Consider the following 17,472-nt stretch of genomic DNA (forward strand, 5'->3'; position numbering starts at 1 on the left):
TAATGATGAGACGACAAAGGTTTAAACATATGCTATCGTTTTTTAAAGCTCAACTAAGGAGATCATGAGTGGCAAGACAAATTACCTCTACAGGCAATGATGGGCTGCCAATGTGGGACACTTTTGAAGCAAGCTTCTTTGTAGGAGCAGGCCTTTCTGTTGGGATTGTTCTTGGTATTTTATTTCCTTCTTTATGGAGAACCTTTCGCAGAAGATTTCGTAAAAGTTCTCATTATGCCCCTAATGATAAAAAATTAGAAAATAATTTATCTGTAAATCTACAAATATTAACAGAAAATCAAGAGTCCATTTTATTAAATAATGAAGAACATGAATTAGGAACCTTTAAACATGATAAAAATAGTTTTATCATTTTGGCAGAAGCCTTTGTTTTAGCAAGAAACTATTTTCAAATTGGCAATGCTCGAGAATCCATTCGAATTTATATAGATATATTAACAAATGAAAATGTTTCAAAACAAGAAACGCATCGGGCTCTTTTTGAATTATCTCAAGTTTATGCTTCCATTGGTTTACAAGTAAGAGCTTTTGATACTGCAATTGAATTGTTTAGAAGAGTTCCTAAAAATAGTGAAGTATTAGAGCATATTTTAAAAGTTTGTTCCACTGGGTATTTTCCAGAAAAATTGTATACAGCTTTGTCAATTTATAAGGGGTTTCTTGATACAAAATTAAAATTAAATATAGCACATTCATTATGTAAAATAGGTGAAATGCAATTTCGTGAAAACGAAAAGTTAGAAAAAGCAATTGAATTAGCACGCATGGCCTTACGCTGGGAACGTAATTCGGCAAGAGCAATGATGTTATTATGGCAGGTAACAAGCTATGAACTTTGGCAAAAAATTTCACACGATCCTAAAATGATGTGGACTGCATTAGCTTCAGATTTAGAAGCATTAATTGAAATTTATAAGAACACAAATATATCACCAGCAGCAGGAGCAAATTATTTATCCATTATCATTTCAAAAATGAGTAATGAAAAAGAAGCTATAGAAAGTTATGCAATAGTACAAAACGAATTTAAAAGAGTTCTAAATAAGGATAAAATTGATCTAAATACACAAAAATACCTTTGGGCATCTATCTTTCATGCCGCTCTTCTGATACAGAACTCACCTGAGTTGAAAAAGAGCAGGTTTTTAGGAGATGTACTTGCTATATTAGGAGAAAGCCAAAGCTATTTTGATTTTGTTTTTAGACAAGATGAAGCAGCTAGAATTGGATATTCTTCTCATAAATGTGGGAAATGTGGCTCATTTTTTTCTTCATTTGCCTGGAAGTGTTTGCACTGCAACGCTGAAGAGACTCTCAAACTAATAATAATGCCAAACTTTGAGCATTCCTAGGCAAGAATGTGAAGTCAAAGACTAATTTTTTGGAGTTTAAACTATGTCAACACGCACTGGCTCGCTCACTCGGGCAATTGCCATTGATGCCTTAACACACGTTTTGACCCGTAATATCCATTCTGATGTTGCTCTTGAAAAACTATTTGCAAGTCACCCCAATCTTCGCACTCTAGATAAAGCGTTTATTTATGAGATGGTTTTTGGTTCTTTAAGATGGCTTGCTAAAATGGATTGGATTATGTCCCATATGTTGGATAGATCTTTTTCTAGTTTGGATCCTAGAGTTGCAAATGCATTAAGAATTGGAACATATCAAATATATTATATGGATCGAGTTCCCGAGCGCGCTGCTGTTTCAGAAACTGTTGAAGCAGTTAAACAAGTTGGTGTTCCTAATGCTGCTTCTTTAGTAAATGCTATTTTAAGAAGAGTCGCTAAAAAATCAGAATATTTCCCTAAGCCAGACAAAGTAACACAGCCTGTAGAATATTATTCTATGCATCATTCTTTTTCTCAATGGATGGTAGAACGTTGGCATAAACAATTATCCTTAGAAAGATTTGAATATCTTTTATCTAATAATAATCGTATTCCCAAAAATACTTTAAAATTAATAACAAAAAATCCATTACCTGATAATGAGTACGATCTTGCTACCTATTTATTAAAAACACAATCTGTAGAAAGTTCTTGGCAACCTTTACCAGGAGCATTGCGGATAGAATCTTTGCCTAAATTTAATGAATGTGAAGCTTTTAAAAAAGGTTGTTACATTGTCCAAGATGAAGCCGCTCAACTTTCGGCTAGTTTAGTTCAAGCTTCTCAATCAGACACTGTTCTTGACGCCTGTGCAGCGCCAGGAGGCAAATCCATTTATCTTTGGGAAAGTGGTGTTGCCTCTGAAAATTTAACCGTCTGTGATTTTGCTCAAAAAAGATTAAAAATATTACGCGAAAACTTTGAACGTGTTGGCCTACAAGGAACAACCATTTTACATGGTGACGTTGTTGAGCAGTGCCAAGGCAAAGTTTTTCAAAAGATTTTATTGGATGCCCCTTGTTCAGCCATGGGAGTGATTCGAAGACATCCTGAAATAAAATGGTTAAGAACTCCAAGTGATATTCAAAACTGTGCGATTGAACAGGCTCGTCTTTTAGATGGCCTTTCGAAAAATGTAGCGATTGGCGGGGAACTTATTTATATTGTTTGTAGTTTTGAGTTAGAGGAAACAATTCATCAAATAAACAGTTTCTTAGAAAAACATCCTGAATATGAAAAAGTGTGCCCACTTGATCGCATTCACGATTTTTACAAAAAGTATGTTACACGCGAAAATGAACTTCTTATCTATTCTGGTAACCCAGACGACATAGACGGTTTTTTTGGCGTCGTTTTAAAAAGAAATTCATAAAGTAAAAGATATCTCCCTTTAGCACATCATTTTGACACCAACAAAGTTAAGATTTTTTATATAAAATCGAAACATAGCATGATGTGTGTTTTATGAGGAGATCCCCTTGGAGAACTTTAAAGTTTATCTAAACGTAACAGATGAAAATATTAAGAGCCCTCTTAAGGATATGATCGATAAAAATTTCAAATTATCTGAAAAAGAAGATGATTGTGATTTATATTTAACAGATGAGCATTCTAAAAAGTCAAAATCAGCAATAAATATATTAATTTCAAGTGTTGTAAAAATACCCGAGTTTAAAGGGCAAGCTGATATTGATGGTTTTAATCACTATGTTGTTTATAATGAAAATGATTTTTTAGTGGATAGAGTCCATCAAGCCATACAACGCCAATGGATTTTAAAAAAAGGAGCTGTTAATTCTACTAAAGAATTAACAGGAGTTCGTGCCTTAATTAATATGGAAGAATCCGAACACAGTTCTGGTGTTAAATTACCTATTTTTAAAACATTTGATGTAAAAAGTTCACGGGAGAGAAATAAACTAGCAGAAGAAATGGAAAAATTCTTTGAGCAGTTAGAGCCTTTTATTGGGCAACAAAATCCTACATTCGCTCAGTACGCTGTTGAAATTCAAGAAGAGCTTTTAATGAATGCAATTTGGGATGCAAATCCAAAACACGAAAAAAGTTCTAGAACAATCCCTATTGAATTAGATGATAGTGAAAAAGTGAGATTAGAATGGGGATTTAATGGAAAAGATCTTGCTATTTCCGTAAGAGATAATTTTGGTAGACTAAACCCTAAAATAATGTCTAAATATGTTAAATTTATATTTAAAACAGGGACGCAAGAATCTCATCAATTAGGTGAAAGAGATGTTAGTGCTGGATTAGGTATGTATATGATCTTACAAAGAGCAAATATTCTTTCTGTCTTTATATCACAAGGTAAAGTAACAGATGTTGGTGTTGTTATTTGTATTTCTAAGAAAAAAAGAGCAAAAAACCAATCACCAAAAGCATTAGATATTATTCATATAGATAAAGAATAATTAATCAGCAATATTGCAATTTTTTAAATAAGAATTAAAAATTTTTACAGAATTTTGATTTTTCTCAACGTATTTTTTTGAAAAATAAAAAACCAAAGGATTATTTGAATGAAAAATAAATTTAAAATTATTTTTGTTCATTTGATTTTTTTTCATGAATTCTAAAGCAGGTTCTTCTGGTGAAAGAAAAGCATCAAACCGTTTTCCTTGAAGCATTTCAAAAAGATTATGAATTTCTTTAGGAGAGGCGACAAGTTTATAATTATTTTCAGCTAAAAATGTTTCAGGGCCTGTTCCAAATTTTGCAGCAAGAAGAGCCTTTTTTTTAAATTCTTTTTTTGTTGGGTCTAAGTTTTCGCCTTTATTGAATATCCAAATCCATTTATAGTTTGCTATTTTTTCTGTAGGTACGGCAAAGTCATTTCTTTCATTTGTAATTCCCGCAGCGTAAAAAGCTTGGGCTTTGCCTAACTTTACATCTTCTTGTGCTCTTTTCCATGGCAAAACATTTATTTGATAATCTAATTTCATTTGCTTTAAAACACACTCTAAGGTTTTTGTGGCAGAACCTCCTACAATGTTATTTGCTATTGTTTGATATGGTGGCCAATCTTGAGTATTTATAATAAATTTTTCTGCGAAAATTTGAAAATGTATGAAATTAACTAAAATAAATATAATTAATTTTATAAAATTCATAATCTTTCCTGTGTTTTAAAATAAATAAAGGATTCAAAGACTAAAAGTAACATAATTCAATTCATTCGCAAAGAAATTTTAATGTATATAAATATTTAAATTTAGTGATATAGTATTTAAAGTTTAGACTAGATATGGCTCAAAACAATATCAAGTCTTTCCTATTTTTATATTTAATAGAAAATTAAGGAGAATATTATGTTGTTTCAAACATTGTCTGATTCAGCTAAAGAAAATATTTTTACACGTGCTAAAAATAAAAGAATTTCGCTTCCCGAAGGAGAGGATGAAAGAGTTATAAAAGCAGCAGAAATACTTAAAAATGAATTAAATATAAAATGTTTTTTAGGAAATAAAAATGAAGCTGAAAATAATAAGCAAAAGACATTAGATGTTATGCAAAAAATTGCTGAAAAAAAAGGAAAGCCCTTGTCCTCAAAAATAGAGCCATTGGCTTCGGATCCTACTTTTGAAGGCGGAGCAAAATTGTTTTTAGGGGAAGTCGACGCCGTTGTTTCAGGTTGTGTTAATTCTACAGCTCATGTAATAAGGGCGGCTTTAAGCACAGTAGGTTTAAAACCTCAAACAAAAGTAATTACAAGCGGGTTTTTGCTTGCCCTTCCTAAAGCGACTCCAGGTGGTGAAAGTTTGGTTTTATTTGCTGATTGTGGTGTTATTCCGCAGCCAAGTAGTGCTGAGCTTGTTGACATAGCTTATTTATCACAAGAAGCTTTTGCCTTTTGGAGTGGGAAAACACCATGTGTTTCTTTTTTAAGTTTTTCAACTGTGGGAAGTGCAGAACACCCCGATGTAGAAAAAGTGCGAAATGCCTACAAGGTTTTTTCTGAAAAATATCCTTCTATTATTGCTGAAGGTGAAGTTCAATTTGATACGGCTTGTGTTCCTTCTGTAGCAAAAAGAAAAAATCCAGACGGTAAAGTCCAAGGTAAAACGAATGTTTTTATTTTTCCCGACTTAGATTCAGGTAATATTGGTTATAAAATCACACAACGAATTGGTGGAGCTGAAGCCTGGGGGCCTATTTTGTTAGGTGCTGCAAAACCTTTTTCTGATTTATCAAGAGGAGCATCGGCAGAAGATATTGCTCACGCGGTGGCTTTAACTTTAGCATTAAGTTGAAATTTTAAATAAATATAATCCTATAAAAACATTAATAAATTATTATTTTAAAAATTAATATCTCCCTTTTATTTTCATAAATTCAGATTTTTTGCTATTTATTTATTTGCTCATAAAGAGTATTATTAAAGGGAGAGAATGATATGTTGTTAAAAAATTCTTTAATTTCAATGGCTTCGTTTTTTTTAGTTTCAAATGCAATGGCTCATGAAGGACATGAACATGCTGATAATAATAAAAAAGAAGAGCAAAAAGTAGGAGTTGACTTTTTAATCAATTTAGAAAACTCAGCATATACGAGTTTTGAAATGTCAGATTTAAAGGTAAAATACAAAGATCAATTAAGAACAGCAGCTCTTCAAGGAGTTGCACTTTATTCTTTAAATAAATCGGATTTCGGATCTTTTGTAATTGGTGGCGGAATAGATAATTATATGATGCAATATAAAAATATTGTAAAGTTAAATAATTACGAATCCAATGCAAAAATAAATATGTATTCCTTATCTGTGAAAGCTTCCGGTGGTTACAAATTTACTCCTGCAAAACGTTTAGACGTTTATGCTTTAGCAAATGTTGGATATGGTGTATTTAATAAAGCTGATCTTACTTCTGTAACTCTAAACTCATCTAATGAGCAAAAAAATACACTTACAATTGATAATCATATTTCATATGGTGTAAATGGTATTGCTGCCTATAAATTTAATGAAACTTTTAGCATGGGCTTAGGATTGGGTGCAACAGTTCACTCTATGAATATCTCTAACAAAAAAGATTTAGGTCTAGACCAAACTGTAAATTATGTTGATGTAAACTCAAGTTTAAACTTTATATTTAGTATTTAATAATAAATATAAAATAACATTTTAAATTTATTAAAATGCGGGTAATCCTGTTACGCAACGAAAAGTATCACGAGCAATCATAAGTTCTTCGTTGGTTGGGATTACCCATGTTTTAATTTTACTTGTGTCTGATGATATATTTCCTTCAGCGCCAAAGCATTTTTCTTTATTTAAATTTTCATTTAGTTCAATACCTAAAAATTGCAATCCTTCACAAATTCTTTTTCTAATTTCTGCTGAGTTTTCACCAATACCACCAGTGAAAAGAATGGCATCGGCACCGCCCATTTCGGCAAGATAAGCACCAATGTAATGCTTAATTCTCATGGTAAACATATCAATGGCAAGAGTTGCTCTTCTATCGTGATGTTCTCTTTCTTCATCTAAAAGTTCACGCATATCATTTGTTAATCCTGAAATACCTAGAAGGCCAGAAGCTTTATTTAATAAAATATCTATGTCTGATAAAGTAATACCTTCTTTATGAGCTAAAAACTCTGGTATGGAGGCATCAATGTCTCCAGCGCGCGTTCCCATAATTAAGCCTGCAAGTGGTGTAAAGCCCATAGATGTATTATAAGATTTTCCTTCTTTGATGGCACAAATAGAACAGCCATTGCCTAGATGAATTGTTATTAAGTTGAGTTGATTTCTTTCTAAGTTAACAAGTTTTCTGTAACGATAGCTAACGTAACGGTGAGAAAGTCCATGAAACCCATATTTACGAATACGATAACGTCTATAATATTGATAAGGTAACGCATATAAATAATTAGTTTCTGGTATGGTTGAATGAAATGCCGTATCAAATACAACGGCGTGAGGCATTTTTTCGCCAAATAAAGCGAGTGTTGCTTGAATTCCTTTTAAATTTGCAGGATTATGAAGAGGTGCGAGATCTATGCAATCTTCAATTTCTTTTAAAACAGATTTATCAACAAGAACAGATTTAGAAAATTTTTCTCCACCATGAACAACACGGTGACCAACGGCATTAATATCAGACAAAGAAAAAATGCCATCAATATTTAATGTTCCAGAAGTGATTTTGCGAAAAATATAATCAAGTGCTGCTGAATGATCGCGAATGGCAATGGATTCTTTAATCTCAACTCCATTTGGAACTGTTATCTTAGCAAGTGCTTGTGTTCCAATACGATCAATTAAGCCTTTTACTTTTATTTTATCGGTAGACGAATCAATATTATTTTGATCAGTTTCAATAATTTGAAATTTAAGGGAAGAACTTCCACTATTGATAACGAGTATATTCATTTGATTTGTTTACCCCCAAGTCCATATTTTTATGTATTAAAAATAAAATGATTTTTTTAAGGAATGCAAGCAAACCTTTTTCATCTTATTTATATGGTTTAAAGGAAAGAGAAGTATTAATCTATTTTTTTATTGATAAATTTTTTTCTAGTCAAATTTTTGTTTTAATCAAATAAAATAAATTATGCTCTAATATAAGTTTATTTTTGATCTTTTATTTTTTCTTCTACAATTTTTGCTAACTCTGCGCTTCTTTCAGAAGCAGTTACTACTGCAGAAATGAGCATGGGTCTTAAACCAAATTTTTCAAGCTCATGAATTGCACTAATAGTAGTTCCACCTGGAGTTGTTACCTGATCTCTTAAGACGGCAGGGTGGATTCGTGTGTCTTGGACAAGTTTTGCTGCACCTAATACAGTTTGAGTGGCAAGTTCAATAGAGAGTTGTCTAGGTAATCCCATTTTTACTCCTCCATCTGCCATGGCTTCAATCACCATATAAATGTAGGCTGGACCACTTCCGCTTAAACCTGTTACGGCATCGAGTTGTTCTTCTTGAGCGATCCATGTTTTTCCAACAGCATCAAAAATAATTTTAGCTCTATTTAAATAATGCTTTGGAGTTTTTTTACTGGCGCATAAAACACTTGCTGAATAATCAATAGTAGCCGCAATATTTGGCATACAGCGTACTACAGGGCAGTCTTCAGAAAAATATTTATGAATGAGTTCTGTTGGTGTTCCTGCTAATATAGAAATAATTAAAGGGAAATCTTGATTATTAAGAAATACAGGTTTCCAGCGGTCTACAGCTTCCATAAAATTTTGAGGTTTAACACAAAAAATAATGGTGTCTTTCTCAGTAAGAAATAAATCATTTTTTAAGTTAGGAATACTTTCATAGTTTAAATAATTCAGTTTATTGAAATCTAAACCTTCTGGGTATCCTTCATTGGGGTTGAGCTCTCCTCTATCGCATACAAATATTTCGACATCTTGAGCAGTTAGTTGTAAACCACGCACAAGTGCTTTGCCAATATTACCAAACCCAATAACCACAATTTTTCCAGAAAGTATTTTATTCACAAATATTATCCCCCTATTCAAATACTTGAAGATTCTATCTTTTGAAACAGCTTAGAGCAACATATTGTTGCATATAAATAAGAATGAATTATATATATTCCCTTGTAATAAATTAAGGATTCGATAAATTGTATTTTTCTGGCAATGCTTAATTGGTTTGCATATTGATTCTATAAATCATAAAAGGAAACAAAGTAAATGAATATAATTAAAAAGGATGATTTTAAATATAAATTTTTAAAGGTTATATTAATTTCGTTTTTTCAATTGATTTTAGGTGTTTCTGCTTTTTCTAAAGAAGTTACGATAAATAAAAATATACCTAATGGTGAAATTTTTGAAAAATTAAACCAAAAGATTGATTTAAATCTTACTTTTACAAATCAAGATGGCAAAAAAATAAAATTAAAAGATTTATTTGTAAACGAAGAGGTTGTTATTTTTACTTTGAATTATTTTAAATGCACAACAATGTGCGCATTTCAATTTGTAAACTTAGCAACTACATTAAAAAAAATGGATTGGCCTATTGGTAGTGGTTTTAGGATTGCAACAATAAGTTTTGATCCTTACGATACTTATGAAATAGCAAAAGAAAAACAAAAAGTTTGGGTTCCTAAAACAGGTCAAAAAGATGCAAAATGGGACTTTCTTGTTGGCGATAGTAAAAACATTAATGTGTTTTTAAAAGATCTTAATTTTTACTATGAATTAGATCCTCATACAGGTGAGTATTCTCACGGTGCCGCTTTATTTTTTATAAAAAATGATGGAACTTTTTATAGATATTTATATGGTATTGTTTATGAACCACAAGATATAAAAAATGCTTTAGTAGAATCTTCAAATGGGAAATTAGGTTCTTTTTTTGAAAGAATTTATACAAAATTCAAAAAATTTCAAATACAAACTGGAAAATATGCATCGTTATTTTAATGAGTTCCATTAATTAAAATTTCAATTTCTTTTGAAGAAGAATCTAATTTAATTCCTTGTTTAACTAAACTTTCTGTGCATTCTGAAGTAACTTGAATCGAAGACTGAATATTTTGAGTTGATTTTTCAATTTGTTCCATTGCTGAAGAAATTTGTTTAATTCCAATTTCTTGTTCTTGTGTTGCCATGGTAATTTTTTCAATAAAAGAGGATAAAGAATCTACATTTTGTGATATGTCATCAAAAGATTTTTGAGCATTATTTGTCACACCTTTAACTTCAATTACTCTTGTTTTTGTAATTTCTAATATTTTATTTACTTGTTCTTCACTTTTAGTTATTAGATCTTGAATGTCTTTAGCCGATTTACCACTAATCTTTGCTAAATTACCTACTTCTTCAGCAACTACGGCGAAACCTTTTCCTTGCTCTCCTGCCCGTGCCGATTCAATTGAAGCATTTAAAGAGAGTAATTCTGTTTTTGCAACTATATCATTTATTACAGTTGTTTTTGAGTTTATCTGTACAATAATTTCACTTATATCTTGTAATTGTTCGTTTGATTTTTGAATTGTTTCCACAGAAGTAACAAGATGAGTCATGATCATTTTTCCATTTTCTGCTTTTTCAGAAGATGATTTTGAAACCTCATATAGTTCTTTCGTATTTCCTGTGGTGTTATTAACTGTAGAGGTCATTTGATTAATTGCTGCTGTTGTGTCGTGAATAGAATGAGATTGCTCAGTGATTGCATGACCAAGGGAATCAGAGCTTTTTTTTAAAGAAGTAACTACTGTTGTAATTTCATTTGATCTCTCAAACAGTTCTTTGCTTATATTTTTAAATTTTTTATTTAGTCTTATTGAAAAAATAAAACTAAATGCAGAAATTAATAATGTCAAAACAAATAATAAAATAAGCCCAACAAGATATATTTTTTCTTTAATTTGAGCTGAAGTATGTAATGTTAATGTTTTTTTTCGTAATCCTGCCAAAATATCGCTCAAAATATCATTTATATTTAAAAAAGCATCTTCAATTTTAATAATTTGGGCATTTATTTCTTCTCTTTTTAAAATTCCTTTTTGCATATTTTCTAAAGTTTTATTTGCTTCTTCACGCAGTGCTTGCCAGCTTGTTACTAACTTTTTATATTTTTCTTGTTCTTCAGGTGTGAATTTACTTTCTGCTGCAAATTTATTTAAATTTTGATTAAAAGTGTTTAAGGAATCTGTAACATCTTTAATTGGTGCACCTGTTACTCCTTTTGAAATAGCATAGGGTTCAAACGCAAGTCTTAATAAAGCTTGAATATCCGATTTCACAATTAATGATTGATTTAACCAATGTGATGATTCATTTGATGCCAATTCTTCAATAGTGATATTACTAGAATGTATTCCAACTTGAGCAACAATACTTACTGTTATTAGAAAAAAGACTAATATTCCATTAAAAAAGAAGAGCTTTGCTTTAAGGGAAAGCTTGTTAAATAATTTCATTTTTTTTCCAATTTAAAATAAACAAATTTTATTTTATTAGTTTAGCATTTGTTAAAATCGGGGCGATTTGGATCACAAAAATTTTTGCCACCTTCTAGCGGTTTGCCATCAAAATCGGCTTTAATTTCTTTTGATTTTGTTTGTTTTTGCCTTGCAGCCACATTATCACATGCTTCAAGAGCCGCTTTTGCACAGGAATCCGCACTTCCTGTTTTTTTATTTTCATCACAGCTTGCATTGCCACCACATTTTGCATAACTATCTTTTTCCATGCCTGGACATGCTGTCCTTGTTATATGCAACGTGCATGTGCCAGCATATGAATTTAAGCTTATAAAAAAATACGGAACAAGAAAAAGCATAGAATAATGGCGTTTAGATTTATATAGCATATTTTGACTCCTGTTTTATTAACTAAACTAATTGTATCCATTTTTTGTTGTCTTGTGACTACAATGTCAAAAATTTAGATTTCAATATATGTTTTTTAAGAATTTAAACCTTATTTTTATAAATTAATAAAATTTAAATTCATTATTTTTTATGGCTATATTATATATTAAAATTTAACATAATTTCACATTTTGAAATACATACCCTTAAAACAGAGTTATTGATTTTTATTGATAAATTGTATACCTAATCCCATGCAAGAATATTGAAATTGCTTTCTATATTCATTAAATCTAAGTTTAAAATTTTATTTGAAAGACCATAAGCTATGTCATCAGCTCCACAAGATCTTAGTAAATATCGTAATATTGGGATTATGGCTCATATTGATGCAGGTAAAACAACAACTTCAGAAAGAATCCTATATTACACAGGACGAAGTCATAAGCTTGGCGAAGTTCACGAAGGAACAGCCACAATGGACTGGATGGTTCAAGAACAAGAGCGTGGGATCACAATAACTTCAGCAGCAACAACAACTTTTTGGAAGGATTATCGGATAAATTTAATTGATACTCCTGGCCATGTGGATTTTACAGTTGAAGTTGAAAGGTCTCTTCGTGTTCTTGATGGAGCTATTGCTGTTTTTGATGCTGCAAATGGAGTAGAGCCTCAGTCTGAAACTGTTTGGCGACAAGCAGACAGATACCATGTCCCAAGAATCGCTTTTTTAAATAAAATGGATAAAGTTGGTGCCGATCCCGAAATGTGCATCAATTCAATGCGTGAAAAATTAAATGCAAATGTTGCTTTTGCACAAATACCCATGGGTGTGGAAAGTGCTTTTACAGGAGTTATTGATCTGATCGAAATGCAGGCTTACGTCTGGTTAACTGAAGACAAAGACGCTGCTCCAAAGGTTACAGAAATTCCAAAACAATATCTCGATGATGCTCATATTTATAGGCAAGAACTTATCGAAAATTTAGCCGATTTTGATGATACTTTAGCAGAAGCCGTATTATCAGATTCTAAAGTAACTGCAGATCAAATTAAAAATGCTCTTCGTAAATCGGTCATAGAAATTAAAATTATTCCTATATTTTTAGGTTCGTCTTTTCGAAATAAAGGTATTCAGCCTTTACTTGATGCTGTTATCCATTTTTTACCTTCTCCCCTAGATATTCCTCCAGTGGAAGGAACTGAGGTTGAAGGAATTGTTGCCGCTGGAAAACGTTCACCAACACCAGAAGAGTCTTTTTCAGGAATTGTATTTAAAATTATGAGTGATCCTTTTGTTGGAGCACTTTTCTTTATGCGTATCTATTCAGGGACAATTAAAACAGGTGATGCGGTTTTAAATACGCTTAAAAATAAAAAAGAGAGAATTACAAAAATTCTTCGTATGCATGCAAATGATAGAGAAGAATTACAGTTTGCATCTGCAGGTGAAATAGTTGCTGTGGTCGGTTTAAAATTTGCAACCACAGGAGATACTCTTTGTGATATTAAAGATCCTATCGCTTATGAATCTATGAAATTTCCAGATCCTGTTATTTCTTTAGCTATAGAACCTAAAAGTAGTGGTGATTTAGATAAACTTCAACAGAGTTTAAATAAATTGGCACAAGAAGATCCTTCTTTAAAAGTATCTACAAGTGAAGAAACAGGTCAGGTCCTTATTTCAGGTATGGGTGAATTACATCTTCAAATTATAGCAGACAGACTTCTTCGGGAATTTAAAGTAAATGCGAATGTTGGAAATCCTCAAGTGTCTTATCGTGAATGCATATCTGTTCCTGCTAAAGCAAGTGATAGTTTTTCAAGAACAGTTCAAAATAAAACATTTACCGCAAAAGTATCTTTATCCATAGAACCAAATGATAAAACAAATGTTGAAGTGAATGTACCAAATAAATCTATGGTTCCTGCAAATATTGTTGCAGCAATAAAAGAAGCTTTGGTAGGCTCTGTAGGAAGCGGTACATTATGTGGTTACCCCTTAGTGAACTTAAAAGTTACTGTAACGGATTATTCTTTTGATGCTCAGGCTATTGATGATGTTGTTTATAAAGTAGCTGCAAGTAATGCCCTTCGAAATGCTTTGACATTAGCAAAACCTGTCATGATGGAACCTGTTATGAAGGTTGAAGTTGTTGTTCCATCGGACTATAGTGGAACTATCGTTTCAGATATTAATAGCCGTCGTGGACAAGTTTTAGGATTAGACACAAGAGGGCATTTGCAAGTTGTCCACGCAAATATTCCATTATCTGGTTTATTTGGTTATGAAACGGATATACGCTCTTTATCTCAAGGGCGCGCGAGTAGCTCTATGCACTTTTCGCATTATGAAGTGTTACCTAAAAACTTACAGGATAAGATACTGGGTTTTTAAAATTTTAATGAATTTAGAAAGGAAATAAAATGAGAGTTGGAATTATAATCATCTTTTCCTTTTTTATGAATTTAAATGCAAATGCAGATAAAAATGATCAAATCCTTTCTCAAGGAAAAACAGTTTATAATGATAAATGTTTATCATGTCATGGTAGTACTGGAAAAGGAGATGGGCCTGTTGGGGAAAATTTATCAAAAAAACTACAGCCTTTAAAAAAATCTTCTGAAAAGCAAATTATTGATGTATTAAATGCAGGTAAAAAGGATATGATGCCTGATTATAGATCGAGTCTTTCTTCTGAACAAAAACAGGCAGTAGCAAAATATATTATGGAAGCTCTCGATAAAAAATAAATATAATATAGATATTAAAGTAACTCTCCTGTTAATTTATCAATCATTATTCTAACTTGACATCTCGAAGTGTTAGCTCTAATTTATTCGTATTGTAATTTTGACTATTGTTTTGGTTTTCTTCATTTTATTTTAGAGGAACTTATTATTAAAATTTATATGCATTATATAAATTTTGATAATAATTAAAATATAAAAAACTAAAACATGTTTTTTACATTAGATTATTAAAATTTAATGGTGTTTTTTTAATAATTTCGAGTTTATTTTAAATACCAAAATATAATAATTTTATAAGGATGGTGATTAAATGCTTAATGAGTTTGGAATTAATAATGCAGAAATATTTCACAATGCGTTGCCTGCTGTTTTGTATGAACATGCGATTAAATTTGAAAAAGGTTCTGTAATTACTTCAACGGGCGCTCTTTCTGCTAGTTCTGGTGAAAAAACCGGAAGAAGCCCTAAAGATAAACGTATTGTTAAGCATCCTGAAAGCGAAAAAGATGTAAATTGGGGTGATGTAAACATTCCTCTGACAGATGAAGCATTTCAGGAAAATAAAAAAATTGCTCTTGAATATTTTAAAAAACAAAAACAACTTTATGTTTTAGATGTATTTGCTGGATGGGAAAAATCCTGTCAACTTAAAGTTAGAGTCATTTGTTCAAGACCTTATCACGCGTTATTTGTTTCAAATATGTTTATTTTACCAACTAAAATGGAACTTGAAAATTTTGGTGAACCCGATTGCATTATTTTTAATGCAGGTGCGCAATCTGCAGATGATTCTGTATTTGGAGTCACCTCAAAAGCGAGTGTCTGTTTAAATTTAGAAGCAAAAGAAATAGTTATTTTAGGTACTGAATATGCTGGTGAAATGAAAAAAGGTATTTTTACGATAATGAATTATTTAATGCCTAAGAAGAATGTTCTTTCCATGCATTGTTCCGTTAATGAAGGCGCTAAAGGAGATGTAACTGTTTTATTAGGGTTATCTGGTACTGGTAAAACAACGCTATCTGCAGATCCAAATCGCAAGCTAATTGGTGATGATGAACATTGTTGGCATGATGATGGTATTTTTAATATTGAAGGTGGTTGCTACGCTAAATGTGATCATTTATCCGCTGAAAAAGAACCAGAAATATTTGAAGCAATTCGTTTTGGAAGTTTGTTAGAAAACGTTGTTTTAGATCCATTAACTAGAGAACCTGATTATAATGATTTAACTATTACAGAAAATACGAGAGCTTCATATAAAATAAATTATATTAAAAATGCAAAAGTTCCTTGTGTTACATCTCATGCATCTAACATTATATTTTTAACTTGTGATGCCTTTGGTGTTTTTCCGCCTGTGAGTTTATTAACCTCGGAACAAGCTTTGTATTATTTTATGAGTGGTTATACTGCAAAAGTTTCTGGAACGGAAGTTGGTATTAAAGAACCTGTGGCTACTTTTTCAGCTTGTTTTGGAGCCCCTTTTATGGTTTTTCCACCTTTAAAATATGCTGAATTACTTCATGAAAAACTTAAAAAGAATCCCAAAATAAAAACTTGGCTTGTCAATACAGGATGGACTGGAGGTTCTTATGGAGTTGGCCAAAGAATTTCGTTAAAACATACAAGATCTATTATTGATGCGATTCATGATGGTTCTTTAAAAGATGAAACATTTAAAAACTTTGATATTTTTAATTTAATGATACCTTTGAAAATAAATCAGGTACCTAGTGAAATTTTAGATCCAAGAAATTGCTGGAGTAACAAAGAACAATTTGATATTTCGCGTAAAAAAATTGCTCAAATGTTTATTGATAACTTTAAAAAAATACAAAATAACTCTTCTATTTCTCAGGCAGGACCTCAAGTTTAGAAATTATTTAAAGAGTAGCGCAAATGAGTTTTGCGCTACTCTTTGTTATTTTTATTATGATCGTCAATTAGTTTTTTATAACTATCAATCAATTCAGGTCCATGAATTGCTCCATCATGACCACCAATAACTTGGGTTATTTTAAGATTTAAATTTTTCAATTTCTCAATAGTTTTAGGATACTCTTTTACATCAGCAAAAGATAAGTTCCCAAGTTTTTCTTTTATGATGCAATTTCCATAAAGTACCTCTTCTTTAGGAAAATAAACAAAAATACCATCATGTGTATGAGATGGTCCCGTGTAAATTGATTTTATAGCACCATTTTGCAAAACAATATCATTTTTATAGACTTTATCGGGTAAACTTAAAGGCATTCTTGGATAATCTGGGATCGATTTTTTGGTAAATTCAACCGAATTATCCCAATCTGATTTCATTAAATCATATGTCATTTGGGTTGAAATAATTTTAGCACCTATTTTTTTCCAATAATCATTACCACCAGCGCGGTCTGGATGATAATTTGTATTAATCACTTCTTTAATAGGTTTTTTACTTATTTTTTTTAATTCTTTGTCCAAAAGTAAGGCTGTATCCGATGTCCATGTAGCACCTATGATAGTTATATATTTTTCTCCAACATAGACCATTGAGTTTTCTTTATAAAAATAATCATCCTCAACAACATATAAAGGGCCCTTTAAATGTTTGAGGGAAAGTTCAGCAGAAAATGACTCAGATGTAAAAAAAATACAGCATAAAGAAGAGAAATAAACTTTAATATTTTTATAAATCATAATAATATCCTTTTTTTAGAAGTGAAAAGCGAACCTTTTTCATCCGCGCATTGTTCTTATGATATTTATTTTTAAATATCAAATTTCTTAAATATTTTGAAGAAATTGAATGAATTAAAATTTGACATAAATAGAAAAATAAATATAAAATTTAATAAGATTTGTTTGCTTTTTTTTAGTGCTTTAATTTTATTTAAATAAATATAAAAACTCTTGATAAATCAGGAATTAAAGTATAATATTATAAATATTTTTATACTCTTGCTAAGGATAAATATTTAAAAAAAAAAGTGTTTGAATTCAAATTAAAGTTTAAT

General features: G+C 31.0%; 15 protein-coding genes. 9 read left to right on the forward strand and 6 right to left on the reverse strand.

Features of this window, described 5'->3' with window-relative positions:
* Positions 1–68: 68 nt before the first annotated feature.
* From GCL60_RS11015 to GCL60_RS11025, 3 genes are all read left to right on the forward strand, one after another.
* Positions 69–1,373: a tetratricopeptide repeat protein gene (locus tag GCL60_RS11015; protein WP_153420710.1), complete on the forward strand. Its 1,305-nt coding sequence runs from the start codon at positions 69–71 to the stop codon at positions 1,371–1,373.
* Between the two features lie 43 nt (positions 1,374–1,416).
* Positions 1,417–2,787, forward strand: a complete 1,371-nt coding sequence (gene rsmB, locus GCL60_RS11020; RefSeq protein WP_153420711.1) for a 16S rRNA (cytosine(967)-C(5))-methyltransferase RsmB — start codon at positions 1,417–1,419, stop codon at positions 2,785–2,787.
* Positions 2,788–2,893: 106 nt separating this feature from the next.
* Positions 2,894–3,844 carry a hypothetical protein gene (locus GCL60_RS11025; protein WP_153420712.1) on the forward strand — a complete coding sequence of 317 codons (951 nt, stop codon included), beginning with the start codon at positions 2,894–2,896 and terminating at the stop codon, positions 3,842–3,844.
* Here the strand turns inward: GCL60_RS11025 and GCL60_RS11030 are convergent, their stop codons facing one another.
* Positions 3,845–4,543: a substrate-binding periplasmic protein gene (locus GCL60_RS11030; RefSeq protein WP_153420713.1), complete on the reverse strand. Its 699-nt coding sequence runs from the start codon at positions 4,541–4,543 to the stop codon at positions 3,845–3,847.
* Positions 4,544–4,741: 198 nt separating this feature from the next.
* Between GCL60_RS11030 and GCL60_RS11035 the strand changes: the two genes are divergently transcribed.
* Together GCL60_RS11035 and GCL60_RS11040 are read left to right on the forward strand one after the other, a co-directional pair.
* Complete coding sequence (locus GCL60_RS11035; protein ID WP_153420714.1) at positions 4,742–5,683, forward strand: phosphate acyltransferase; 942 nt, start codon at positions 4,742–4,744, stop codon at positions 5,681–5,683.
* A 143-nt stretch (positions 5,684–5,826) separates the two neighbouring features.
* Positions 5,827–6,531: a hypothetical protein gene (locus tag GCL60_RS11040; protein WP_153420715.1), complete on the forward strand. Its 705-nt coding sequence runs from the start codon at positions 5,827–5,829 to the stop codon at positions 6,529–6,531.
* Between the two features lie 30 nt (positions 6,532–6,561).
* Here the strand turns inward: GCL60_RS11040 and GCL60_RS11045 are convergent, their stop codons facing one another.
* Positions 6,562–7,806, reverse strand: a complete 1,245-nt coding sequence (locus tag GCL60_RS11045) for an acetate/propionate family kinase (RefSeq protein WP_153420716.1) — start codon at positions 7,804–7,806, stop codon at positions 6,562–6,564.
* Between the two features lie 200 nt (positions 7,807–8,006).
* Complete coding sequence (proC, locus tag GCL60_RS11050; RefSeq protein WP_161998173.1) at positions 8,007–8,891, reverse strand: pyrroline-5-carboxylate reductase; 885 nt, start codon at positions 8,889–8,891, stop codon at positions 8,007–8,009.
* A gap of 198 nt (positions 8,892–9,089) precedes the next feature.
* Between proC and GCL60_RS11055 the strand changes: the two genes are divergently transcribed.
* Positions 9,090–9,827: an SCO family protein gene (locus GCL60_RS11055; protein WP_153420718.1), complete on the forward strand. Its 738-nt coding sequence runs from the start codon at positions 9,090–9,092 to the stop codon at positions 9,825–9,827.
* Here the strand turns inward: GCL60_RS11055 and GCL60_RS11060 are convergent.
* A complete protein-coding gene (locus tag GCL60_RS11060) occupies positions 9,824–11,329 on the reverse strand; it encodes a methyl-accepting chemotaxis protein (RefSeq protein WP_153420719.1) in 1,506 nt (501 codons plus the stop codon). The two genes, GCL60_RS11055 and GCL60_RS11060, sit on opposite strands and share 4 nt — an antisense overlap.
* Positions 11,330–11,370: 41 nt before the next feature.
* Entirely contained in the window at positions 11,371–11,721 is a 351-nt protein-coding gene (locus GCL60_RS11065; protein ID WP_153420720.1) for a hypothetical protein, read from the reverse strand.
* Between the two features lie 329 nt (positions 11,722–12,050).
* On the opposite strand from GCL60_RS11065, the gene fusA reads away from it, so the two are divergent.
* The 3 genes from fusA to pckA all read left to right on the forward strand — a co-directional run bounded on the left by fusA (position 12,051) and on the right by pckA (position 16,355).
* Positions 12,051–14,120, forward strand: coding sequence for an elongation factor G (gene fusA / locus GCL60_RS11070; protein ID WP_153420721.1), 2,070 nt, complete (start codon positions 12,051–12,053; stop codon positions 14,118–14,120).
* Between the two features lie 29 nt (positions 14,121–14,149).
* Positions 14,150–14,476, forward strand: coding sequence for a c-type cytochrome (locus tag GCL60_RS11075; RefSeq protein WP_153420722.1), 327 nt, complete (start codon positions 14,150–14,152; stop codon positions 14,474–14,476).
* Positions 14,477–14,786: 310 nt separating this feature from the next.
* A complete protein-coding gene (pckA, locus tag GCL60_RS11080; protein WP_153420723.1) occupies positions 14,787–16,355 on the forward strand; it encodes a phosphoenolpyruvate carboxykinase (ATP) in 1,569 nt (522 codons plus the stop codon).
* A 35-nt stretch (positions 16,356–16,390) separates the two neighbouring features.
* Here pckA and bla read toward each other — a convergent pair whose 3' ends face one another.
* Positions 16,391–17,155 carry a subclass B2 metallo-beta-lactamase gene (gene bla / locus GCL60_RS11085; protein WP_153420724.1) on the reverse strand — a complete coding sequence of 255 codons (765 nt, stop codon included), beginning with the start codon at positions 17,153–17,155 and terminating at the stop codon, positions 16,391–16,393.
* Between the last annotated feature and the right edge of the window lie 317 nt (positions 17,156–17,472).

Origin of the sequence: Silvanigrella paludirubra, assembly GCF_009208775.1 — a bacterium.
Taxonomy (GTDB): domain Bacteria; phylum Bdellovibrionota_B; class Oligoflexia; order Silvanigrellales; family Silvanigrellaceae; genus Silvanigrella; species Silvanigrella paludirubra.